This is a genomic window from Cytobacillus sp. GQ23 (assembly GCF_059758675.1).
Map to the genome: position 1 here is coordinate 89803 of NZ_JCAXER010000007.1, position 22950 is coordinate 112752.

18 protein-coding genes, 1 pseudogene and 1 riboswitch are annotated in these 22950 nt (G+C 40.7%); of the genes and pseudogenes, 10 read left to right on the forward strand and 9 right to left on the reverse strand.

What is annotated here, in order from left to right; all coding sequences use genetic code 11:
• Nucleotides 1-29: 29 nt before the first annotated feature.
• The 5 genes and pseudogenes from AC6CHU_RS07805 (at nucleotide 30) to AC6CHU_RS07825 (ending at nucleotide 8792) form a co-directional block, all read left to right on the forward strand.
• A pseudogene (locus AC6CHU_RS07805) lies at nucleotides 30-515 on the forward strand (AraC family transcriptional regulator).
• A gap of 517 nt (nucleotides 516-1032) precedes the next feature.
• Complete coding sequence (locus AC6CHU_RS07810) at nucleotides 1033-2106, forward strand: Wadjet anti-phage system protein JetD domain-containing protein (protein WP_251282867.1); 1074 nt, start codon at nucleotides 1033-1035, stop codon at nucleotides 2104-2106.
• Nucleotides 2097-3608 (forward strand): hypothetical protein, encoded by a 1512-nt coding sequence (locus tag AC6CHU_RS07815; protein ID WP_236566252.1) that lies wholly within the window; start codon nucleotides 2097-2099, stop codon nucleotides 3606-3608. Before AC6CHU_RS07810 ends, AC6CHU_RS07815 begins: the two co-directional genes overlap by 10 nt.
• Nucleotides 3608-4354 carry a DUF6063 family protein gene (locus tag AC6CHU_RS07820; RefSeq protein ID WP_498121072.1) on the forward strand — a complete coding sequence of 249 codons (747 nt, stop codon included), beginning with the start codon at nucleotides 3608-3610 and terminating at the stop codon, nucleotides 4352-4354. Before AC6CHU_RS07815 ends, AC6CHU_RS07820 begins: the two co-directional genes overlap by 1 nt.
• Complete coding sequence (locus AC6CHU_RS07825) at nucleotides 4332-8792, forward strand: coiled-coil domain-containing protein (protein WP_498121073.1); 4461 nt, start codon at nucleotides 4332-4334, stop codon at nucleotides 8790-8792. The genes AC6CHU_RS07820 and AC6CHU_RS07825 overlap by 23 nt, the downstream gene beginning before the upstream one ends.
• A 193-nt stretch (nucleotides 8793-8985) precedes the next feature.
• Here the strand turns inward: AC6CHU_RS07825 and AC6CHU_RS07830 are convergent, their stop codons facing one another.
• From AC6CHU_RS07830 to AC6CHU_RS07845, 4 genes are read right to left on the reverse strand one after another with little or no spacing between them, the layout of a single operon-like run.
• Nucleotides 8986-9210 carry a hypothetical protein gene (locus AC6CHU_RS07830; protein WP_498121075.1) on the reverse strand — a complete coding sequence of 75 codons (225 nt, stop codon included), beginning with the start codon at nucleotides 9208-9210 and terminating at the stop codon, nucleotides 8986-8988.
• Nucleotides 9210-10385 carry a Ger(x)C family spore germination protein gene (locus AC6CHU_RS07835; RefSeq protein WP_498121077.1) on the reverse strand — a complete coding sequence of 392 codons (1176 nt, stop codon included), beginning with the start codon at nucleotides 10383-10385 and terminating at the stop codon, nucleotides 9210-9212. The genes AC6CHU_RS07830 and AC6CHU_RS07835 overlap by 1 nt, the downstream gene beginning before the upstream one ends.
• Complete coding sequence (locus AC6CHU_RS07840; RefSeq protein WP_498121079.1) at nucleotides 10382-11479, reverse strand: GerAB/ArcD/ProY family transporter; 1098 nt, start codon at nucleotides 11477-11479, stop codon at nucleotides 10382-10384. Before AC6CHU_RS07840 ends, AC6CHU_RS07835 begins: the two co-directional genes overlap by 4 nt.
• Nucleotides 11480-11500: 21 nt before the next feature.
• Nucleotides 11501-13057 carry a spore germination protein gene (locus AC6CHU_RS07845; RefSeq protein WP_498121081.1) on the reverse strand — a complete coding sequence of 519 codons (1557 nt, stop codon included), beginning with the start codon at nucleotides 13055-13057 and terminating at the stop codon, nucleotides 11501-11503.
• 171 nt (nucleotides 13058-13228) lie between these two features.
• A riboswitch (SAM riboswitch) is annotated at nucleotides 13229-13335 on the forward strand.
• Between the two features lie 107 nt (nucleotides 13336-13442).
• Here AC6CHU_RS07845 and AC6CHU_RS07850 point away from each other — a divergent pair.
• Nucleotides 13443-14021, forward strand: a complete 579-nt coding sequence (locus AC6CHU_RS07850; protein WP_159867130.1) for an O-methyltransferase — start codon at nucleotides 13443-13445, stop codon at nucleotides 14019-14021.
• Between the two features lie 26 nt (nucleotides 14022-14047).
• Entirely contained in the window at nucleotides 14048-14431 is a 384-nt protein-coding gene (locus AC6CHU_RS07855) for a PH domain-containing protein (RefSeq protein WP_498121083.1), read from the forward strand.
• Nucleotides 14432-14453: 22 nt separating this feature from the next.
• Here the strand turns inward: AC6CHU_RS07855 and pdxR are convergent, their stop codons facing one another.
• Nucleotides 14454-15824: a MocR-like pyridoxine biosynthesis transcription factor PdxR gene (gene pdxR, locus AC6CHU_RS07860; protein ID WP_498121085.1), complete on the reverse strand. Its 1371-nt coding sequence runs from the start codon at nucleotides 15822-15824 to the stop codon at nucleotides 14454-14456.
• A 92-nt stretch (nucleotides 15825-15916) separates the two neighbouring features.
• Here pdxR and AC6CHU_RS07865 point away from each other — a divergent pair, with 92 nt between their 5' ends.
• The 3 genes from AC6CHU_RS07865 (at nucleotide 15917) to AC6CHU_RS07875 (ending at nucleotide 18477) form a co-directional block, all read left to right on the forward strand.
• A complete protein-coding gene (locus AC6CHU_RS07865; protein WP_159867139.1) occupies nucleotides 15917-16489 on the forward strand; it encodes a GNAT family N-acetyltransferase in 573 nt (190 codons plus the stop codon).
• Nucleotides 16490-16569: 80 nt separating this feature from the next.
• On the forward strand, nucleotides 16570-17760 hold the full coding sequence (locus AC6CHU_RS07870) for an aminotransferase-like domain-containing protein (protein ID WP_159867142.1): 1191 nt from the start codon (nucleotides 16570-16572) through the stop codon (nucleotides 17758-17760).
• Between the two features lie 267 nt (nucleotides 17761-18027).
• Nucleotides 18028-18477 (forward strand): GNAT family N-acetyltransferase, encoded by a 450-nt coding sequence (locus tag AC6CHU_RS07875; protein WP_159867145.1) that lies wholly within the window; start codon nucleotides 18028-18030, stop codon nucleotides 18475-18477.
• A 415-nt stretch (nucleotides 18478-18892) separates the two neighbouring features.
• On the opposite strand, the gene AC6CHU_RS07880 is transcribed toward AC6CHU_RS07875, so the two are convergent.
• From AC6CHU_RS07880 to AC6CHU_RS07895, 4 genes are read right to left on the reverse strand one after another with little or no spacing between them, the layout of a single operon-like run.
• Nucleotides 18893-20074 (reverse strand): M24 family metallopeptidase, encoded by a 1182-nt coding sequence (locus tag AC6CHU_RS07880; RefSeq protein ID WP_498121090.1) that lies wholly within the window; start codon nucleotides 20072-20074, stop codon nucleotides 18893-18895.
• A complete protein-coding gene (locus AC6CHU_RS07885; protein WP_236566253.1) occupies nucleotides 20055-21062 on the reverse strand; it encodes an ABC transporter ATP-binding protein in 1008 nt (335 codons plus the stop codon). The genes AC6CHU_RS07880 and AC6CHU_RS07885 overlap by 20 nt, the downstream gene beginning before the upstream one ends.
• Entirely contained in the window at nucleotides 21059-22048 is a 990-nt protein-coding gene (locus AC6CHU_RS07890) for an ABC transporter ATP-binding protein (RefSeq protein WP_498121092.1), read from the reverse strand. The genes AC6CHU_RS07885 and AC6CHU_RS07890 overlap by 4 nt, the downstream gene beginning before the upstream one ends.
• A 15-nt stretch (nucleotides 22049-22063) precedes the next feature.
• A complete protein-coding gene (locus AC6CHU_RS07895) occupies nucleotides 22064-22924 on the reverse strand; it encodes an ABC transporter permease (protein WP_159867240.1) in 861 nt (286 codons plus the stop codon).
• Nucleotides 22925-22950 lie beyond the last annotated feature (26 nt).

Genomic DNA, 22950 nt, shown 5'->3' on the forward strand with positions numbered 1-22950 from the left:
GAATAATTCCAATTAGGGAGAGGGTTGAAATGGAGATCATCGTAAAGAAATTATCTGAAACAGAAGTAGCGTATATCAGGCGTACAGAAAGTTATTTTGAGCCGCAGTATCATTGAGGAAGATTGATTAGCTGGGCAAGCACCAATGGGTTATTTCCCCTGGCGGAATCTTTCATAGGTATTTCACTGGATAACCCTGAGCTGGTGGAGAGCAATAATTGCCGCCATGATGCGTGTATTACAATCCCTGAAGGATTTGATAAAAAGGGGGATAAGCAAATAATGTTTAAAAAGCCTGCTGCCGGGGATGATGCAATTTATCCATTCTATGATGCACCTGATAAATTACGGTATGCCTATCAGTATATGTTTAGAGAATGGCTCCCAATTAGCGAATATGACCCTGATTACGATAGACATAACCTTGAAATTAATCTGAATAATCCTGCTGAAGATACAGAAGGGAAATGCAGAGTTGTTCTATATGTACCGGTGCGAAAAAAGATTATCGGATGAAGTTACCGTTTATCCGATAAAACCCAAAAAATGCCGCGTCAAAGCTCGAGAATGATACCTCTTACCCATAAAATCAGTAATAAACGGCATCAAAGGACTGGTTAGGTACCGTTTATCCAATAAAACCAGACATAAGCAGCGTCAAAGCTTGTAGTTGATACTTCTTATCCAATGGAAGCAGTAATAAACGGCGTCAAAGCTCGTGAAGATACCTCATATCCAATAAAACCAGTAATAATCGACATACAAGCTAATGATAGAAACACCTTATCCACTGCCAAGCAGGCCAAACTGCTGTCAAAATTCCGCATTCAATTGAAGTGCGTTAAAACTGATCAGTGTTACTGCATTTCCGCGTTTCCCTACTGCCCTATATATGCGGGAGTAATTTTTGCTAAACTCCCTCCCATTTTCTTCTCGCTTAAATCCATTACATCCATTCCACAACTAGTTTATAATAAAAATGATGTCTGCATGAGATAATTTCAGTCTCTAAGACACAAAGATGTGTAAGAAGGTGAACAAAATCAACATCATTGAAACAAGGGTGAGAAGTTTTATTGATGATATTCAGCACCCGAAGCAAAAGAAGAAGTTAAATATAAACGATTTAGAATTTCAGCTGCGAAAATTACTGGATGACTATTATGAACTGGATGGTTATTCCCTTTTTTATGAAGCCATTCTATCATTGCAGGATGAAGGGCAGCTGACTCCTATACATAATAATCAATACAACGGGAAAACACCGGCGTTGTCTTTATATTACTGGGTTAATGTGAAATCTCAAGCTGACAAATGGGACCGGCTCGAGATGATGAAGCTGAGTGATCTGTTCGATTTCTCATTTTATGAAAGGCACCCGGAGTGGCAGACGAAAGAGGAATGGGGCCGTATTCATTGTTTATATGGTTTTCTCCAAACGAGCGGTGAACGGGAAACAGTTTCACTTGAAGAGAGAAGCCTGGAGCTGTTCGGCCACGAAAAATTTCTGCTGGATGGGATCAGTTTTCCTGATGGAAAGGGCTTTTTAGCAAGAATTGGCATATCTGAAGAGCAGCTCAAGGTGGTTAAATACGGGGAACCTTTTGTTTTTTGGATGAAGCAGGGAAAAGAGATCAAAGATATTCAGAGAGTGCTGATTGTCGAGAATCTATCATTCTTTCATACTTCAATTCAATTATTGGAAAGGGATCTGCTTGATTATGAGCCTGAACTTATCATATATGGAGAAGGAACTAAAATAGAACGCAGCTTTTCGTTTTTCTTTAAAATTTTCCCTGTTAAATCGTATCTATTCTACTATGCAGGAGATCTTGATGCGGCAGGGTACGGGATCATGACCAGGCTGATAGAAAAATATCCTGATAGCTGCATTCAGCCTGCATTAAAGATTTATCGTAAAATGCTGGAATGTCTTGATCAAAGAAATGAACAGAGATCAGGACAGTCTCAATATTTTAAATACCGTGATGCCTTCTTCAAGTGGTTTACGGAAGAAGAAAAAGAACTCTTAATGCAATTGTGGCATGAAAATAAACGGATTCCTCAGGAAGTCCTGACAATTGAAACATGGAGGAGATGGATGTGAACGAATCATGGGAAGGATTCGCCCAGCGGATGCAGCGTTTGAATCCGCTGTTTGAGCTTGGGAGAGGAATGGAAGTCGGAGAACTGAAGCCTCATATCCAGACAATTCTGATGCAGGTGCTCCTCACCATTTTTTACCGCGAATTGAATGATGATGATCATCGGCGAAAATCGGATATCAAATATATGGTCGAAGATTCGATTAAACAAATGAAGCTTTTGGCTGATGAGAAGCAGATTGAACGAATTACAAGCGGGCTTCTGTATCAGGGAAAAGAAGAATACAGCAGGCCGTTTGAAGCCCTTTATTACGATGAAATCAGGCAGTCATGGGAGACACAGGTATTCCGCTATGTGACAATGGATGAATTATATACAAACCTGGAAATGGGCGGATCAATCGTTTATAAGCTTACTGATATCTCACAGGAAATGATTTTCATGAGCAGGGAAATGGCAGAAGAATTCTCGATCACCATTGAACAGCTTTACAGTATGCAGCTGATTAAAAACGGCAATTTTCGCAAAGCTACCCGAAACCTCGATCACCTCATTTCACGGGTCAACCGCTTAATGTCAAGAGAATTCTCCTTTCAAAAAGAAATGATTAATAATCCCAAAATCTTATTGATGGAAGAAGAAATGCAAAGGGCTGATAACCGTGCGGAAATTGAAAAGCAGTTCGAAGAAGAGAAGAATCACTTCCGCACCATCAGCAGCATGATCGAAAAAACGAAACGAAGAAATGAGGAAAATGATCTCATACAAAAAGAGTTGATCTTACTCCAGGAAAAGATCGGCCATACAAGGCAATTGCATGACCGTTTCGCCAAGCTTGTGATTCAGAATATCTCCTATGAAATAAAATTAAAAGCGGAAAACCCCTCACTGTTTTGGGAAACGAGCCTCGTTTCGTTTCGTGAGCATATTTATGAAAATTGGTTCATGAAGGAGGGGGGATCTTCCTTTAATCGTGTTGAACAGGTACTGGGTCCTTTATTTTCACCAAAGAATGAATTTATCTTACCTTTGGATTGGATTTGGGGCGAACAGGAATTTGATGAAAAACAGCAGACAGAGGCGATAGAGGAAGAAACGGAAGAGGAAAGTATTACACGGCAGCGCGTTACCAACTGGGATTCTGTTATCAAGGCCTGGAGCTATGTATTTCAATATTTGCAGTCATATGGAGAGTTTTCGCTGGCTGACTTAACGACATTGCCGCTAGAGGTACAGGATTTCTGGTTTGAGGAATCGGAAACGATTGATTTATGGATGATGTTTGATAAAAAGCCGCTGAAGGTACAGGTGCTGCACCGGAGGGAAGAGTCTCTGAGCGATGAGCGGGAAATTCTTCTGTATAAACTGATGCAGGAGTATCCGCAATTCCAGGTGTTTGAAGGATTGAAACTTTATACCGAGTTTGATCATCGGGCAGAGCCTTTCCTTTGGTATCAAATGAAAATCACTCCGTTTAAAATTTGTGTTCAGGAGGAGAAGTAATGAGTGCAGAAAGTATTAAGACTGCATCAGCAGTTTATTTTACGCTATTAAAAGACAAGGTCATTGATGAAAGCAGCGAGCACTTTCAGGCGTATTTCGATCCTGATGTAAGACAGACGGTGCTTTTAATGGCAGACGAATCAGGGACCTTTATCATTGAATCACCTAAACGGATTCAGCTCGTTGTCCAGCCGACCGGCTCTGTTTTTGCAACGAATTTTACACATATGAAGGACAGGCATAAGCAGGTTGAAACAAAAAAACATTTTCACCTGATGAGTGTTGTTATTATGGCATTCCTTGCAGCCATCGACCGCAATCAGGCGGCCAAGATCCGCACCAAGCGCGAAGGAATCAGCTTCTATACATTGGAGCGGCAAGTCAATGATGTCATTGTGAATTGGGATAGCCTGCTTAAAGTAAAACCGGATTTCGGAGAAGACGAAAAAATTGATATGAAAGACGTTGTGACCACATGGAAATACATGGAGGTCGACACAGATGATTACGGATTTAAGAAAGCCAATCGCAGAACGAGGATCGGTTTGATTACAAGTGCCATGCGTCTGTTGGAAACAGAAGGGCTCATTGTCATCCTGGATCGGGAGGATATACCGAAGGCCATTCCAAAGCAGGAGTTATTTGAGCGGATTGAATATCTGTATCATGACTATGACCGTTATGAAATGTTCAAGGAATTAATGAAAACCGAGGAGGATCAGCATGCCGAAAATACATCGAATTAGAATTGCCGGCCTGAAATATGATGGCATGCAAAAGCAGTATAAGGACACCACATTTAACTTTCATAATGGGGAAACCTCCACAAATGGCCTCATATCGATGATGAATGGCGGCGGGAAAGGTGTTTTCCTGCAGACTATATTTCAGATCCTTAAGCCGGGTACCGCTTGGGGAAAGCAGAATAACCGATATTATCAGCAATTCTTTTTTAATAATAAAGAGCAGTTCCTGCCTTATACCTTTCATGTTCTGGTTCAATGGGAGCTCGACGGTGCAGACCGCAGGCATTTGGTGACGGGCGGTATGTTTTCAGCAGAACAGCGGATTTCCATGAATGAAGAAGGCGGAGAAAGCAAACCGCTTGAACAGGAAGCGAAAATCGTCCCTGATATTACCTTTTATACAAGAGAGTTTGAAAGAAAAGAAGAAGCATCACTTGATCATATTCCGCTCTATGAAGATGGAGAGCTGGCTGAAACAGAAGGACTGAAGGATTATTTAAAATGGAATGGGTACGATGTTTACCGGGACACTAAGAAACACTACCGTATTCTTGATACATATGGGATTAACCGAAAAGACTGGGATATTATGAAGGATATTAATAAGGATGAAGGCGGGGTTGGAAAATTCTTTGAAGGGGCTGAAGATGATCATTCCCTTTTCCAAAAGCGGATCATACCGACAGTAAGTCAGGTACTGCACCGGACGGAGCATCAGAAGAACGATCTGGTTGAGATTTTTAAAAGCCAGGCAAGCATTGCGAAAGACCTCCCTGTTTTGCTGAAGAGAGAGCAGGCACATAAAGAGTTTCTGGAAGATATCCTTCCATTTGAAGAGAGTCTTGAAAAGGGTGTCGGGCATAGGGAAATTGTGGAGGACAGCATTAAAGCTGGAAGACAGCTGCTTGGCGCGTTAGAGCACTTGAAGAAAACAGAAGAAGAAACACTCATAGAGCTTGATAAGGAAATTGAAAAATTAACAGGCCGGCAAGTGGATCTGCGTTTTCAGAAAGATAATCTTGAATATGCTAAAGCACACCGGGAAGTGCTGACTTGGGAGAAGAACTTAGCGGAAGAGCAGAAGAAGCATTTAGTTCTGAAGGAAGTTGTTAAGGAAAAGCAGGAGAGAAAAGAGGAGCTGGCTTTTCAGCTGTTATTGAAAGAATGGCATGAAGGGGATCAAAGCATCAGTGCGCTTTCCCAGCAGATTGCAAAGCTTGAGCAAAACAGCGGCCTGGAGCAAGTGAATCATAGAATGGATGAGATCAAAAAAGAAGCGGCACAGCAGTGGGAAAAAGCCTCCGCTGCCATTGGGGAAGCCGTTCAGCATTATACAGGTTATCAGAAATATTTAAAGAAAAAAGCAAACGACCTGTCTAAGCAGGATAAACAAAAGACCCAGGAGATTGCCAAGCTTCGTACGGAAATTGATTTTCTTTATACCCAAATCCATGAATTTGAATCAAAAGAAGAACAGCTCATCAAGGAATTCGGTGACCGCATTACCTATGATTTAACGGGTTTAATAGAAAATCTGCATAAACAGAAAGAAACCAAAGAAGCGGCACTCGATGATATTCAGGCAAAAGAGCTTAGATCAAATGAAAAGCAGAATCAGCTTGCTTCTTCCCATGGCACACTCGCGCAATCCATCCAGTTTTCTGAAGAAAAATGTGAAGAGTTGAAAAGGAAAAAGGAAGACCAGCAGCAGAAAGAAACAAAGCTGTACAATCGGCTGCAGGGCGTTCTGCAAGGTGTTACAGCTCCATTCACAAATGCCCTTTTATCAAAATACTCCTTGGAAGTGGAAGAGCTTCTCGTGCAAAATCGCGGGCAAGCGGAAGAATTAAAGAAAGCACTCTGGGAAACGCAGCTGGATTATGCCTTGAATGATGAGCATTTCTGGATTGCAAATAATGATGTGAAGGAACTGAAGGAATGGATTGATGAAAAGACCGGTATTGACGTATTTTACGGATCCCAATTTCTCCAAACCTTAAAGCCGGATGAAATGGCAAGCCACATGCTTGCTTATCCACTACTGCCATACGGCTTAGTGGTCAGCAGGACTCAATGGGAAAAAATCAATAAGCAGGTTTTTAGCGGAAGGATGTTTAAAAGTCCGGTCCCGATTTTTATGCGTGAAGAAATGGCTGGCGAGAATCAGCAGAATGCCTTTGTGATGATCACTGGGACAGAGAAGGAGCTGCTGGCGGATAAAAATCAATTCACAAACTGGACAATTCAGATTGCGAAACAAATTGAAGAAAAGAAAGAAACTCTTGCAGAGCTGGAAAAAACAGAAACAGCTCTGCGCCGTATTATGAAAGAAATAGACCGGTTCCTTGCAAGCGACCTTGCTGTTGATCTCGAAAAAGCACAGCTTCAGGAAAAGGAAGCCCTGCTTTCGAGAAAAACAGAGCTGCAGGCTATCATTGTGCAGGAGGAAAAAGAAAAAGAACTGCAGCTGGGACTTAGAGAACAGCTGGACAAGACGAAGAAAAAGATTGATAAGCTTTCTAAAGAGGCAGAATCCTTAGCGGAATTTAACCGTGAAAAGTCGGTGCAACAGGAAAATAAACGGGTAAAGCAGGAAAAAGAGAAGCAGAAGGAAGCATTTGAGAAGCTGCAGAATGAGCTGGGGAACGAGCTTCAGTCCATTGCAGACCTTCAGGAAAAGTGGAGCCAGACCTATCTGGAATGGAAGCTGTCAGCCGAGCAGGATATTAAGAAGATCAGCTTCTTTATTGAAGGTGCTTCTTTCCCAGCCGCTGAAAAAGCTGAAGCTTCCGATGAGGTTCCGCGATTATCACCTTATATTTTAGAAGAAATCAATGGCAGTATGGAAGAGCTTAAACAGCTTCAAAAATCCAAAGAAGAACAAGCGAGTGAACTGCTCGCGATTCAGGCGACAAGGGTATCAGAACAAAAGCTGCAATTGAAGCTGGAGAAAAAACTTCATGCTCTTAATGAAGAGTGGAAGGATGCGCCTGTACCGGATGAACCAATAAGTATTTTAGAAAAAATGGTTCAGACAGCTGCAAAGGAAACAAAGGCAGCAGAAAAAGAAGAACGTGAACAGGAAAAGACCGTAACCATTGCGGAAACTTCCTTAAAGCATGGAAGAGACCAGCGAAAAAAATCCGCTAAAAAAGTGGCCAAGCATGATCAGCAGCCTGAAGAATGGGAAGACCTTGATTTGGAAGTCAAGACGGTTGAAATCACTGACCAGACCAAACAGACAAATGCAGAGTTAAAGAAAACGGAAGAGCGTAAAAAAGAGACAGAACAAAACATAACTGAGTTTGAAAACAATCAATTGCATTTGTCCGTCATACTTAAAGAGGAAGCGGCCGCATTTACAGATGAGGATATAGAGAAATTAAAGACTCAGGGAAAACAAAGCATCTTATTCTGGAGTGAAAAACATCAGGCTATTCAGGATGAAGGGCAGGAAAAGCATGCAAAGATTGAACAATCACTAAGGAATTTAAAGCTTGCTATTGAAGGAAAGGATTGGGAAATCCGCTTTAAAAATGAAGTCTTAATCACGCTTGATCATATGGATACAAGGCATTATGCGCATATTCAAAGTGTCGTCCTGAACATGAAGCGCTTTTCACAGAGCGGCCTGGAGCAGCTGGAGCGCGACAAAGAACGGGCGGAAAAGGCGCAAAACTTCTGGGCAAGCCGGGCAAGCATGAAGGTAATGAGCATTTCAGAGGCTATTCGTTCAATGATTGCAAAAATGAAGCTAAAGAATGAACGGGGTTCATTCCCGCTTGTCCAGCTCAAAGAAGACATTCTGCCTAAAAAAGCGGAAGATGTTGAACCTTTACTGAAACAGCATTTTGTTTCGGCGATAAACAAAATTACGAAGCGCTTTGAGATGATTGATGACAATAATCAGCTGCTGGATCAGGAAATCAAACAGCTCATCAGTGATGAGCAGATTTTATTTATCTCGCTAAGGAATCGTTATCCTGAGCTGCTGGTATATAATATGCGTACTGACAATGCCTTCATGTACGGGAAACCGCAGCGTGAGCATTATTCTACCTGGCAGACAATCAACCAGGGTTCAAAGACTAAATCAGATGGCAGCGGCGGCCAAAAGCTTTCCGCCCGTATGGTCATGATGATGATGCTTCTTTCAGTTAAAAGTGAAACGGATCAAAGCTGGGTTCCGCTGGTCTGTGATAATCCGTTCGGACAAGCAGCTTCTGCCCATGTGCTTGATCCAATTTTCGCAGTAGCCGATAAGCTGAAGTTCCAATTCATTGTCGTTACTCCTCCTGAATTGGTGAAGACAGAGATCAGCCAAAGGTTTGACTCGTACTATAAATTGGATTTTATCCGCGAAAAAGGAAAAGAGATTGTTTCGGATACGATTGTTCCAGCATTCCGTATTTATCAGGGGGAGGAAGCTGTTCAATAAGTGACGTTTCGATGAAAATTAAATAAGATATTTTAATGCTATAAACTAGAAAAATCGCTCTGAGTTTTAAATTCATGAGCGATTTTTTATGATTGTCCAACCCTCAGGGTTCGTCCAACTAATGAAGGAGGGATAAAGATATTTCTTAAATTTCCTTTTTTTGACATGATTTCAATCAGAATTTAAATGTTCTTTACTCCATCATTTTCCCTAAGGGACCAAAAATGTAATGCAGAAGAGAGATCGGTCCAGGCAGGTCTTCCAGATTAAAAAAAGACAACAGGACGGAAATAGACAGGATTGCAGCAAAAGTGATTTTGTCAGTCTTCGAGTACTTTTTGAGCTGCTTCCACTCAAAAATAACAATTAACCATATCAAAACCTGCACGATAACAATAGTTGTCCAATCCCATTGCATTATTCCTTCACCTCATCTCTCGGAAGTGCAGCAGGAGGGCCGATATATCCAGGCCGTCTTACTTTGGCTTTGACATTGATTTTTACCTCAAGCTCCGGGAACTTTTCATCCCAATTCTCTTTTACCTTTTTCCATTCGTTCGGGTATTTTTGATGGAATCTCCTCCCAAACCCGATGACATCTGCCCTGTATTCCTGCTGGAGCTTTTCAATTGTTTGAGCAATTCTTTCTTTTAAGGCTGCTTCAAAATCTTTCTTAACTTTCTTTATCACTGCTTCATTCATGAGGTTGAGATGAGTTTCATTTTGAACAATATCTCCCTCAAGCCGAATGTATAGATTCATGATCCAGCGTCCATCTTTGATTTCGGGGCTGAATTTAGTGTTGCCCAGTGTCGGAGTCATGGTAAGTTTTCCGTTTGCCCCTTCAGGTTTAACAGATATGGTGCTTCTTTTTATCTCGTCTTTTAACCATAGCAAGCCTCGGCTTTCCTTTAAATCCAGGGTTCCTGCCATTTTATCTTTTTTGAATATAGCGGCACCAGTAATTACAGGTATCGTTTCATTTGGCTTTCTGGAGCTTTCTGTCTGCTCTAATTTTTTTATATAAGGCATGGACACACTTTCAGATTCTTCCATGAAGCCTATATCTACATCCCTTAGCGTAGTTTGTGTTCCATCTTCATCCTGAGATAATTTTTTTAGGGCATCTCCAGAGTACCTCTCTAAAGGAGGAATCAAAGTCAGCATTTCCTTGGCTTCGGCTTCACTTACAAATAATAAAGAATTGCCCCTTGGACTTGGATGCCGGGCTAAATAATCTATATCTTCCCGTATTCCTTTTTGAGCAAGCCCTTTTCCAAAGATAAATATTTTACATTGGCCCCAAAACAACCTTCTCGGCACATTTATTTGCAGCAGTGATATGGCATTAGCCAGATTATCCCCTACTCCTTCCCGAACGAAAGTTGAACCTGAGCTGGGATCTTCTCCCGTTTCTCCGCTTGAAATGGCACGGGGGATGAACAACTGTACAGAAACTCTTGTTTTCCCATCTTCCAGTCTGTCAATTGCAGCTGCCGTAATGATGGCCAGTTCATTCATTTCCACTCGATCTGAGCAGCCGCTGAGAATTGCAGCGCAGAAACAAATGGTGATCAGCAGGCTTTTCTTCAACCGCTCTCCCTCCATTTCCTTTGTGCCATGGCAATAAACAGCAGAAATAGCGGGAGTACAGTTTGAACGATGACAAAATAAAAAGGCTGAATCCTTGTAGAAAATTCGACCACTGACAGGATATTAGGAATATCCCAATAACTTAAAAAAATCAGAAGCAGTGCCAATGGAAATACAATTGGCCGATAATCTGAAAGCTTTAATAATTGTGCAAGACCCAAGCTGATAGCATATAAAAAAACAGAGACCTTCACAAAGCTTCCTAGTACCCACGAAGCTGTAATGATAACTTCAAAGTTCTCGAAAAAACCAAATACACTGATGGCACGGACGATTGAATATACAGGATAAAATTGGTTAACAGATGAAACCCCTAAAAAAGTAAGAACAAAAAAATTAACATATAAGAGGAGCAGCACAATATACAAAGCTGATTTCATCCCCGACCTTAATCCCTTTTTTGAATCACTGATAAAAGGAAAGATAAAGGCAAGAAGAAACAACTCACTGAACCATGAGCTATGCACCAAACTCCCTTTCATAACAGGGAGCAATCCATTCTCTAAAACTGGCCTCATATAGCTAAGATCAATTTCCTTAAGCAATAAGAGCAGTGATAAAGAAGTAACCATGAATAAAGTTGTGCAAATTACTGCAGATCTGGCCATTACTTCAATCCCGCCACGAACCGCCAAAGCACTGACAAAAACGATAGTAATGGAAAAAATGACGGAAGGCGTCTGCAGCATCACGTTGCCGGTAATGAAATCTGAATACTGTCTGATGACAATGCCTGTAGTATGCAAGTAAAAGGAAACAAGAAAGAAATTAAAGAGTTTACCAAGTGCTTTTCCAAGTATTTGCTCACTGTATTCGATAGGGGTCATCCTTGGAAATAATTGATGAAGCTTCCATGCAATGAATACCGTGATAAAACCGATTATAGAACCTGCTATAGGCGTCATCCACATGTCATGCCCGGCTAACCTTCCCGATATGGATGGAATCGAAAGCACACCTGTGGCAATGATAGCCGGGACAATTAAAAATTCCATTTGCAGGGCCGATATTTTTCCCTTTTCCAGCATGTCCATCTCACCGCCATTTTGACTTATTTACCTGCCGCTATTTTCAGGACCTGGTTTTAAGCTGGACCCTTGTTTAGTTTTGTTGTATTTTCCTGTGGAATGAGCGCGCTGATTCATTTTCCATAAAGGCGAACGAAAGAGTGTGTCCTTTACCGCATTTTTTTGCAGTGTTGATACAGGAGTCAGGTATGGTAAACCGAATGATCTTAGCTCTGATAAATGGATGACGAGCAGGATTAGTGCAAGCATTACACCTATTAATCCTAAAGCGCCGCCAAGGAGTATGATGGGAAACCTCAGTAATCGAATGGCAAGTCCCATTGAATAACGGGGGATCATGAAAGATGCAATACCCGTAATACTCACTACAATAATCATAGGTGCAGAAACAATCCCCGCTTGAACAGCTGCCTGACCAATTACAAGGGCACCCACAATACTAACAGCTGAACCTACTTGTTTTGGAAGGCGTATCCCGGCCTCTCTCAGTCCTTCAAAAGCAACTTCCATTAGAAGGACTTCCACAATGGCAGGGAAGGGGACACTTTCTCTGGAGGACGCAATGCTAAGCATCAGGTCCATGGGAATCATTTCCTGGTGAAATGTTGTTATGGCAACATATATGGCAGGAAGGAATAGGGATACAGCTAAGAAAAGAAACCGAAGAGACCGGATGAAGGTACCAATCCAAAACCTTTCATAATAGTCCTCCTGTGATTGAAACAAACTGAAGAAACTCACGGGAGCAATTAAAGTAAAAGGTGTCCCTTCAATCATTAATACTGCTCTTCCTTCAAGTAAATTTGCACATACCACATCCGGACGTTCCGTGTACAATAACTGGGGAAAAGGAGAATACGGGCTATCTTCAATGAATTGTTCGATATAGCCGCTTTCCAGTACTCCGTCAACAGTAATGCGATTAAGACGGCTTTCTATTTCCTGTATCAGAGTTTTATCCGCTATTTCTTCAATATATGAGATAACTACCTTCGTCTTCGTATATTTGCCTACATGCAGAGTCTTCATTTTCAGTCCCGGGTCTTTAATGATCCGGCGCAGTAAAGATGTATTGACACCGAGTGATTCAGTAAAGCCTTCCCTCGAACCCCGAATGGAGGTCTCAGCCTGCGGTTCTTCTATCGAACGCTTTTCAAATTTGGCTAATCCCAGTGAAAGAGCTTCATCATACCCATCAAAAAGCACTATTGGGTTCCCGATGCTTATTGAGTCGATACAGTCAGCGGTTGTTGCCAATCTTTTAATACTTGAAATCGGCAATCGGTTTTTCACAGTATGAAGGAAGTCGTTTTCGATATTCATGTTTTGATGCAGTAAGGTTCCAAGGACCAGCTCGTCAAGCTTTTGGGTATCACTTAATCCATCTATATAAATTATGGCTGCGTCAATTTTATTTAAGGCAAAATAACGGAAAATCACATCTGAACTCTCTCCATAAAGTGAGGAGAAAAATTGTATATTGTCTTCCAGCTTTTTTGATAAGAGGATGTCCTGTGATGTCAACTCGGGCTTAATCTGTTTTTTTACTCTTTTTTTTGAAGGACTCCTTTTAAATCGAAACACCACAATTTCCTCCTCAGGCAATATGTATATCCTTAAATTTCCTTAGAATTGAAATAAATATACAGGAAGGCAGAATCATGCGTTTCTTACATGGCAATAAACCACCAAAGTCTTGCCATCTTGCTAAAAATATGCAATACTTGATTGAAAATAAATTAATATACATACAAATTCTTATCCAGAGAGGTGGAGGGACTGGCCCTGCGAAGCCTCAGCAACCCCTGATTATGTCAGGAAGGTGCTAATTCCAACAGAGTTGACGCTCTGGGAGATAAGAGGTCGATTTGATAAGTTAAGGCCTCTTATAAAGGGGCCTTTTTTGGTGCTCTTTTATGCTCCCGTGCTAAGTGTTTAATATAGTACGAAGAAAGCGGAGGAATGACAAATGGAAAACAGCGTTATACAGGTACCGGAAGCATATTCGAGTATATTACAGGAATCTGCTGTGATGGGCTTCGGGCAATCATGTGATAAAAAAACAGGATTTTTACTAAAGGGGCTGGCTGCCTCCAAACCGGGTGGAAGCTTTTTGGAGCTGGGGACAGGTACGGGAGCTTCTGCTTCATGGATAATGGATGGGATGGATGAAAGCAGTAAGCTTACGACCGTTGATATAGATTTGAACGTGCAATCCATTGCGAAAAAATACCTCGGAAAGGACGCCAGAATCACATTTTGCTGTGAAGACGGAGCAGCTTTTATTCGAAATCTATCTGAGCGATTCGATTTTATTTTTGCAGATACGTGGCCCGGAAAATTCGAGCTCCTGGACAAAACCCTGGACCATTTGAATGTTGGCGGTTTTTATGTGATTCATGATGTGTTTCCGCAGCAGAAATTGCCTGAAGAATTTAGAATCAAAGCTACTAAACTTCTCAAAACTCTGCAGGACAGACCAGATCTCGACATTACCGAATTGGATTGGTCTACCGGACTGATACTCGCAGTGAAGACTGCAGTTTGACAGAAGAGATATGAGGAGGGGATCCCATGAGTAGCATTATAAATTCGTTTGGAACTGTGCTGCATGAAGAAGAAAACATTATTGAATGCTTAACCTGTTCATTAGTATCGCATTACTGTTTAGCCCCGCTGCCCGGATTGCTGGCGGCAACAAATAAAAGGCTGCTATTTTATGGATTATCTGCATCTGAATCAACAAAGGAATTAGTTGAAGAATTTGCATATATCGATATAACTTCCATTAAAGAAAAGAGGGGAATAACGGGCAAGCATATTCATATGTACTATAACGATGATTTTTTTAAATTCCAGCAAATCGAGGGGATGAATATGTTTGATTTTATGGCAGCGGTTAAGGAAAAGCTCTGCACGATTACAGATCCGGCAAAAGAGCGATATCCCGTAAGATAAGCGCCCTTTTAGCGGATAGATGTTAAACATTTAAATAATTTTTCCAGGTATTAACCATTAATTGGACCCCCTTCTCAATTTCGTCCATTGAGGGTGCCCCATAGCCAAGCATCACATGGTTGGCGGGTTTGTGAAGCTGGTACATAGGCGAAACAGCATCAATTTCAACTCCCGCCGACTTTGCCAGTTCAATTGCTTTAGGTTCATTTAATCCTTCTGGTAATATCACGATAATGTGCAAACCTGCTGTATCACCAATTATGTCAAAATGCTCTCCTAAATGCTTTGACAGGCTTTCGATTAAACAGTTCCTCTTGGCCCGATATAACGTTCTCATTTTTGCTATATGAGATGTATAAAGTCCTTCTTCCATAAATTTTGCAGCAGCCCGCTGGTCGATTCTTGAAACATTAGACTTTTGATTAGCATTAAATTCTTCATATCCCTGCTGCAGTGATGCCGGCATAATCAGATAGCTGATCCGAAGTGCAGGGAGCAAAGTTTTTGAAAAGGTGCCAAAGTAAAGAACGCGTCCGCTGGAATCCAGATGGGCCAATGACGAAATCGGTGTCCCTTTATAGCGGAATTCAGAATCATAGTCATCCTCAAGAATGTAAGCGTCCTGTTTCAGTGCCCAATTTAACAGTTCAGTCCTTCTGGCAATAGACATAATTGTACCAGTAGGGTATTGGTGGGCCGGTGTTGTATATAATAGTTTTACCGGCTTATCAGGTACACAGCATCCTTCATCGTTCACAGGAATAGGATGATATTCCAGCTGCAATTGCTCAAAAACGGATCTTGCCCTAATGAAACCCGGATCTTCTATTCCGACGGCTTTTCTCTTGAAAAACAAACAGACATTCAGTAACTGCTGTTGAAATCCGCTGAATAGATAAACCTGTTCCGGCTTGCAGGCCAATCCTCTGGCTTGCTGCAGGTATTGTGCAATCTGCACCCGCAAAGAATAGTCACCCTGCCACGGAGCATTGGCGGCATTGGATTTATTAAGCTCTTTTCGATAAAGTCTGTTCCAGTGTTTATAGGGAAAGGCAGAGGCATCAATCTGCCCGTTTTTAAAATTTATTGAAGACTCACCATGTACTTCTTTTTCCAATTCTACTGATCCATGCTCATTATAGTGCCATTCATCCTTAATTTCCGAAACAAAATATCCTCTTCGTTCCACTGTATAACAGTACCCTTCACTCTGGAGCTGTTCATAAGCCGTTTGAACAGTCACGATGCTTACGCTTAACTGCTCGGCGAGTTGCCGCTTTGAAGGAAGCTTGGCATGAGCAGGCAGCTTTTTATCAAAAGTCGCCCTTCGGATTTGTTCATAAATTTGCTTATATTTTGCTTTATGATTCGAAAGAAGAATTTGAAGCTCCATTAAATCATTCCCTGGTATTATATTAAAATTCATATTTGGTTATTTTTATCATACCAGAAATCGATTTTAATAGATGCAGGGAGAGTGATAATATGAAAAAATTAGAAAACAGTTTAGTGCAGTTAATTCCGATAAATCTCGAGCATGTAGAGGGACTTTATAAAGCTGCCCAGGATAAAAGAATATGGGAGCATATGTCGGTTGATTTAACTGACAAAAGCCGGGTTATTCAGTATGTTGAAGATGCAATCCAAAAACGGGAGAGAGGAACTGATTTTGCGTTTGCAATTGTTGATAAAAAATTAGGAGAAATTATCGGTGCTACCTGGTTTCTAGATATATCATCCCAGCATAAACGGCTTGAAATCGGGTCCACATGGGTGAATCCTGCTTATTGGAGCTCAAATATTAATACTAACTGTAAATATTTATTATTAACATATTGTTTTGAAGAACTTGCCCTTAATCGTGTACAAATTAAAACCGGGCATGAAAACCTCCGTTCACAAAAAGCGATCGAAAGAATCGGTGCTGTTAAGGAAGGCATTCTTCGAAATCATATGATAAGAAAAGAAGGAGCAATCCGTCATACGGTTCTTTATAGTGTCATAAGGGAAGAGTGGGGCAAAGTAAAACGGCATTTTGAAGAACACTTGCTTTATTAAAAGCAGTTTGAATAGATGGAGCATCTCAGCCAAGAGGTATATAATCGATAGTAAAAGCGACTAGAAAGGTGTGGGTAGAAGTGAAAGCCGCTTCTTTTTTTCCTGACAACATCAAATCAGCACTTCAGAATACTCCTCCCGGGGAGTGGATTCCTGAGATTCCGGATGAGTGTATACGCCTTCATTGCGGCTATCCGGCTCCTGCCCTGATCCCTTATGAAGAGATGAAGGCAGCTGTAAACGGTTTATTAGAGAAAGAACATGATTTGCCGCTCCATTATATTGGAAGCCCCAATATTTTAAAGCTGAAGGAACAGATTTTACAGAGGTTGATAAGACGGGGGATATCTGTTTCGGAAGAAGAGCTTTTGATTACTTCGGGGGCCTGTCAGGCAATCGATTTAATTTCCCGTGTTCTTCTTGATGAAGAATCCGTTGTGGCAATAGAATCTCCAACATATATGGAGGCTTTAGAAATTTTACAAAATTACACTAAACATATCATTAGTGTTCCTGTTGATAAACACGGACTTCAAACAGATATATTGGAAGAGATTTTAGAGGAAAGAAAACAAAAAGGGCTTGCTATCCCGAAGTTTCTTTATACAATTCCCACCTATCAAAATCCAACAGGCACGACGATGAATGAAGAACGCCGGCAGCATATATTGGAGCTTGCCAATAAATTTAATTTCCTTATAGTTGAAGATGATGCTTATGGAGAATTATCATTTAATAAAAATCTCCCCACACTAAAAGCAATGGATCCAAGCAATCGAGTTCTGCATGTCGGTTCGTTATCCAAGGTAGTGGCACCGGGCATGCGTATCGGATGGATAACGGGTGTCAGTGAAATTATCCAAGCCTGTGACTGGTTTAAAAAAGATTTGAACCATCCGTTTGCTCAAGCGGCGATGGCTGTTTATTTAGCAGATACTGATTTTAATAATAAATTAGTAACCTTGAGAGACACATACCGGTCAAAATGCAATGTTATGATCTCCGCACTCAAACAGCATTTCCCTGAATCAGCTTCCTGGTATGTGCCCGAAGGGGGATACTTCGTATGGATGAAAATTCCCGGTGCCGATACATCGGACCTGCTGACAGATGCTCTGGCAGAAGGGGTGTCTTTTATTCCTGGCAAGTACTTTTTCATTGATCAGGCAGCCGGAACGGAATTTCTGCGCCTTTCCTTCAGTTATGCGGATGAGAAGGAAATAACTGAGGGGATTCGCAGGCTGGGAAAAGCTGCAGCGGCCTATCTTTAAATGCATATAACCTATCTCTATGGAACATTTTTATAATAAAAAGGATTAAAGGAAGTAAAGCCTTATTACCTGGTATTGTTAGCCAGTGATAAGGCTTTTAATGTGCTGACGGGCAGTGATCTTGATGAAACAGCCTGTTATCAATTTTATTGATCTTTAGGTGGAAATACAGAAGTTTGGTGAAAAGAAATTACAGGGGAAATGAAATATTTATAGAAAGTAATCAGTGATGTATATTAATTTCTTTATCCTAAGGAGTGATTTTCAATGCGTTTTCGGAAAGCAATTGAAGAAGATTTGGAAGCTGTAGTACGATTGCTTGCTGATGATGAATTAGGAGCAAAACGTGAGGAGTATAATGAGCCTTTGCCGGATTGTTATTATGACGCATTTAGGGCAATGGAAGCACAGTCAGGCAATCAGATTATTTTGGCGATAGACGGTCAGGAAGTGATTGGCTGCCTTCAGTTAACAATTATTCCTGGGATAGCCCGGCAAGGGATGAAACGGGCACAAATTGAAGGGGTGCGCATCGATAAACGCTGCCGTGGTAAAGGTGTGGGGGAAGCCTTGTTTAAAGAAGCGATTGCCATAGCGAAGTCTGAGGAGTGTGGTCTTGTTCAATTGACGACTGACAAGGAGCGGGGAGATGCACATCGTTTTTATAATAAGCTGGGGTTTATGGCGAGTCATGAAGGGATGAAACTAATCTTTTAATCCAGGAAATGCAAGTCGAAGAAATGCTGAATAATTCACCAACACCCTCTCCCATCTAAACCATCTATACAATTTTTATTGACCTTTTATGAACGGCTGGAAATAGCAGGGCGCCCCACCATAAAGTAGTGGATTTTAACTTAATATTAGGCTATGTTACTCAAAAAGCAAATACCTTTACTGCAGTGATTCAAGAATCTGAAGACTATTTCATGTGAAAGCAGCCGGTTTCAAGCTGAGAAGAAAATGAAAAGGAGCTTTGTGAATACGTAAGTAATATACTGTTTTTTTGATTTCAAATTTAAATACTTCCATTTTAAAAAATAAATTTAATGTTCCTCAGAAAAATAAATAATGACTCAACCGTCTTTTCAGAAAGGTTGAGTCATTTATTTTTGTGCTAAGGATTACTCCTTTAGTAACAAATTAAGGATTGGAGGTCTCTTGGGTAATAGGTCAACATTTCAATACCATCTTCTGTCACAAGAGCCGTATCAGAGTGTCTAAATCCACCTAAGCCCTTCACATATATTCCAGGCTCAACGGTAACAACCATGCCTGGTTCAAGTAATGTGTGATCACCCAAGTCGAAAAACGGTGCTTCATGCCCTAGTATTCCGATGTTGTGGCCGGTATGGTGTCTCGTTAATTCTGTTAAGTTGTTTTCTTTGAAATATGCTTGAACATCTTTTTCAACATCAGAGTACGTTCTTCCAGGTTTGATGGCTTTATATGCAACTTCTTGAGCTTCATACATATGATGAAAATATTTTTCCTGCTCTTTAGAATATTCTTCGACGAACATGACTCGTTCTAATTCACTTGTATATCCAAAAACACTGGATGCAGCTCCCGTTACCAGAGTGTCCCCTTTTTTTAATACGATATTTTGTGTTACGGCATGGGGAAAGGCGGATTCTGGACCGACTTGACCGCGAAAAACAGCGTAGGGTGTTTGACCATGTGGTTTATAATCGGGCCCAAGCGTATCAATCATGGCTTTTGTTGCTTCATTCGAAGCCATACTAGTAATTTCAATTTCACTTAAACCACTTCTCGTATACTTTTGGAGCAAGCGGTGCACTAGGTTTCCCCAGCGACAGGATTCTTTAATTAATTCAATTTCATTTGGACTCTTAATAAATCTCATTTCTTCAATTACACCATGTAATGAAACAAATTGCTTCGAGTCGATTAACTGATCTATAGCCGGACCGCGATAGCCCATTGGGGAGCCATACCCTAAAGAATCATATCCAATCGATTTATTCTCAAATCCATATTCTAATAAGATTTCTTTGAAATATTCCATCGGGTGCTTAATACCCGGATATTCAGGATATGAATGTACAAAATCCACGACACTATATTCTTCCGCATGTTCATGCTCTAATGCAGGAACAAATAAGTGAACTTTATCTTGCGGATCAATCAGCAATCCAATAGGTCTCTCGGTAGGATGAAAATGAAATCCAGTTAAGTAAAAGATATCTGTTACAGAGAAAAGAACGGAAGCATCACATTCCTTTCCTTTGTAAATGCTTATAAACTTTTCTTGTCTTTCTTTAAATTCGTATTTAGGAATAGATAATAGCATTTGTTTTTTCCCCCTTGTTATTGGAATATAGATGGCAACTTGCGGTATGACCTGTAGCTATTTCTGTGAGTGAAGGTTCAATAGATTTACACATTTCCATGGCAAATGGGCATCTTGTGTGGAACGTGCATCCAGAAGGTGGATTAGCAGGGTTAGGAACATCTCCTTTCAATACGATTCGTTCTTTCGCTTCTCTAGGGTGAGATACAGGGATAGCTGAGATTAATGCCTGAGTATAAGGGTGCTTGGGATTTGAAAACAATTCTTCTGTGTCGGCTAATTCTACAATTCTCCCAAGATACATAACAGCAACTCGGTCAGTCATGTGTTTAACTACGCTTAAATCATGGGAAATAAATAAGTATGTCAAACCAAAATCTTTTTGTAGCTCGAGCATTAGATTAATAACTTGTGATTGAACTGATACATCAAGAGCAGAAACGGGTTCGTCTGCAATAATAAAGTCTGGGTTTAATATAACAGTCCTAGCTATACCGATCCGCTGCCTTTGTCCACCAGAAAACTCATTAGGGTGCCGATCCAGATGTGTTTTAGAGAGGCCGACGATTTCTAGAATCTCGATAATTTTCTCCAAACGTTCGTCAGGATGAAATTTTTTATGGACCCGGAGCGGTTCCATCAAGATTTGTTTAATGGTCATCTGAGGATTAAGAGACGCATACGGATCCTGAAAGACCATTTGCATCTCTTTCCGTAATGAGCGCATTTTTTCAGTCGGTAATGATAGAAGGTCTTGCCCCTTGTATCGGATTTCACCTGAAGTTGCTCCAGCTAACCTTAATAGGGTTCTTCCAGTTGTCGATTTTCCGCAACCAGATTCTCCAACTAGGGCAAAAGTTTCTCCTTTATTAATAGAAAAGCTAATATCGTCTACAGCCTTTACTACTAGCTTCGGTTTAAAGAGACCTTGTGATATTTCATAATATTTTTTAAGATTCTTAACTTCTAGTAAGGGCTTTTCCGTCAATGAATTTTCACCTGCCGATTGGACTCTTGGAGCCAACATTTACTTAAATGCTCTCCCATTGAAAAAGTAGGTGGGGCGCTCACAGTGCATTTATCAAATGCATATGGACATCGATTGGCGAATGTGCAGCCTTCTCCAATTTCATCAGGCCTAGGTACTTGACCGTTAATGGAATAGAGTTTGCTTTTTCTCGAATTATTCGTAGGTAGTGAATGGATTAGTCCTTTAGTATATGGATGTAGGGGATTGTCAAATAGTTCATGGATCTCTGCCACTTCAACTATCTCCCCAGCATACATGACCACAACACGATCGCACATTTCTGCTACCACACCCAAATCATGTGTGATAAAAAGAAGACTCATATCTTTTTCAGCTTTAATTTGCTTCATCAATTCTAAGATTTGTGCTTGAATGGTTACATCTAAAGCAGTAGTAGGTTCATCGCAAATGAGGAGTTTTGGATCGCATAAAAGGGCTAATGAAATCATTACGCGTTGCCTCATACCACCTGATAATTGATGAGGATATTCGTTAATTATCTGTTCCGCTCTTGGAATGCCCACTAGCTTTAACATATTGATGATGGCTTCTTTTCTTTCTTTTTTTGGGATTTTTTTGTGCTGTTTTAGTGGCTCACTTAATTGTTCACCTATTGTAAAAACAGGATTGAGAGAGGTCATTGGTTCCTGGAATATCATAGATATTTCATTCCCGCGAAGTTTTCTGTATTGGTGATTATCCAGAGTAGTTACATCTATATTATTAAAATAGATACTCCCAGAAACAATCTTGCTTTTTTTCTCTGGCAAAAGTCCCATTATGGCTAAAGAAGTAACACTTTTTCCACTACCAGATTCACCAACAACCCCAAGAGTTTCACTTTTTTTTAAGGTGAAATTTACCCCTCGAATAGGTTGAACGGTACCTTCTCCAGTATTAAATTGGAAACCAAGATTTTTGATTTCAAGAAGTACTTCAGTCATTTTTTTCACCTCCTATTATTCGCCTTTTAGTTCTGGATCGAGTGTATCCCTTAACCAGTCACCGAATAAATTAACCCCAAGTGTAGTGAGGATAATCGCAATACCCGGGAATGTGATTAACCACCAAGAACTGAAAATATAGTCCTTTCCTTCATTAAGCATATTGCCCCATGCAGGAGTGGGCGGTTGAACCCCGAACCCTAAGAAACTTACGGATGCTTCTGCGATAATGTATGTGCCCATTTGTAAAGAGATTAAAATAATGATGGGTGTAAAGATATTAGGGAAGATATGTCTAACTAATATCTCGAATTTCGGCACACCAGTTGCGATTGCTGCTGTAATAAATTCCTTTTCTCTCAAAGCCAGCACTTCACTACGGATAACTCTGGCAAAAATAACCCATCCCGCTAAAGCAAGAGATATGATAATGTTTGTAAGACCTGCTCCAAGTATTGCGCTAATCACGAGTACTAATAAGATAAAAGGGAAACTTAATTGAACATCCACAATTCGCATTAGAACTATATCAATCCAGCCCCTAAAGAATCCTGCAATCACACCGATGATGGTGCCAATGACCCCGGCTAATAAAGCTGTGGCTAACCCGATGATTAAGGATACCTTTGTACCTGCAATGATTCTGGAAAGTATATCTCTCCCTAATTGATCGGTTCCTAATATGTGACCGTCTGTAAATGGAGGTAAAAGACGATCTCGTAATGGAGCATCCATAGGATCAAAAGGGACAATCCATTGCCCAAATAGACTGAGAACTACTAAAAAGATAATGATGCAAAAACCGAGCAACCCAGCCCAGCTTTTTGACATTTTTCGGAAAAAATCCTTGAATTTAGATTTCTTTTTAAATTTCATATCAATTGATTTATTAGTGGTTGTAA

Excerpts from the sequence above, each read along its gene's own strand:
- AC6CHU_RS07840 (WP_498121079.1), bottom strand. The coding sequence starts at position 11,479 with ATGGACATGCTGGAAAAGGGAAAAATATCGGCCCTGCAAATGGAATTT.
- AC6CHU_RS07880 (WP_498121090.1), bottom strand. The coding sequence starts at position 20,074 with ATGCTATTATCTATTCCTAAATACGAATTTAAAGAAAGACAAGAAAAG.
- AC6CHU_RS07820 (WP_498121072.1), top strand. The coding sequence starts at position 3,608 with ATGAGTGCAGAAAGTATTAAGACTGCATCAGCAGTTTATTTTACGCTA.
- AC6CHU_RS07890 (WP_498121092.1), bottom strand. The coding sequence starts at position 22,048 with ATGACTGAAGTACTTCTTGAAATCAAAAATCTTGGTTTCCAATTTAAT.
- AC6CHU_RS07865 (WP_159867139.1), top strand. The coding sequence starts at position 15,917 with ATGAAAAAATTAGAAAACAGTTTAGTGCAGTTAATTCCGATAAATCTC.
- AC6CHU_RS07825 (WP_498121073.1), top strand. The coding sequence starts at position 4,332 with ATGCCGAAAATACATCGAATTAGAATTGCCGGCCTGAAATATGATGGC.
- AC6CHU_RS07850 (WP_159867130.1), top strand. The coding sequence starts at position 13,443 with ATGGAAAACAGCGTTATACAGGTACCGGAAGCATATTCGAGTATATTA.
- AC6CHU_RS07875 (WP_159867145.1), top strand. The coding sequence starts at position 18,028 with ATGCGTTTTCGGAAAGCAATTGAAGAAGATTTGGAAGCTGTAGTACGA.
- AC6CHU_RS07830 (WP_498121075.1), bottom strand. The coding sequence starts at position 9,210 with ATGCAATGGGATTGGACAACTATTGTTATCGTGCAGGTTTTGATATGG.
- pdxR (WP_498121085.1), bottom strand. The coding sequence starts at position 15,824 with ATGGAGCTTCAAATTCTTCTTTCGAATCATAAAGCAAAATATAAGCAA.
- AC6CHU_RS07895 (WP_159867240.1), bottom strand. The coding sequence starts at position 22,924 with ATGAAATTTAAAAAGAAATCTAAATTCAAGGATTTTTTCCGAAAAATG.
- AC6CHU_RS07855 (WP_498121083.1), top strand. The coding sequence starts at position 14,048 with ATGAGTAGCATTATAAATTCGTTTGGAACTGTGCTGCATGAAGAAGAA.
- AC6CHU_RS07815 (WP_236566252.1), top strand. The coding sequence starts at position 2,097 with ATGGATGTGAACGAATCATGGGAAGGATTCGCCCAGCGGATGCAGCGT.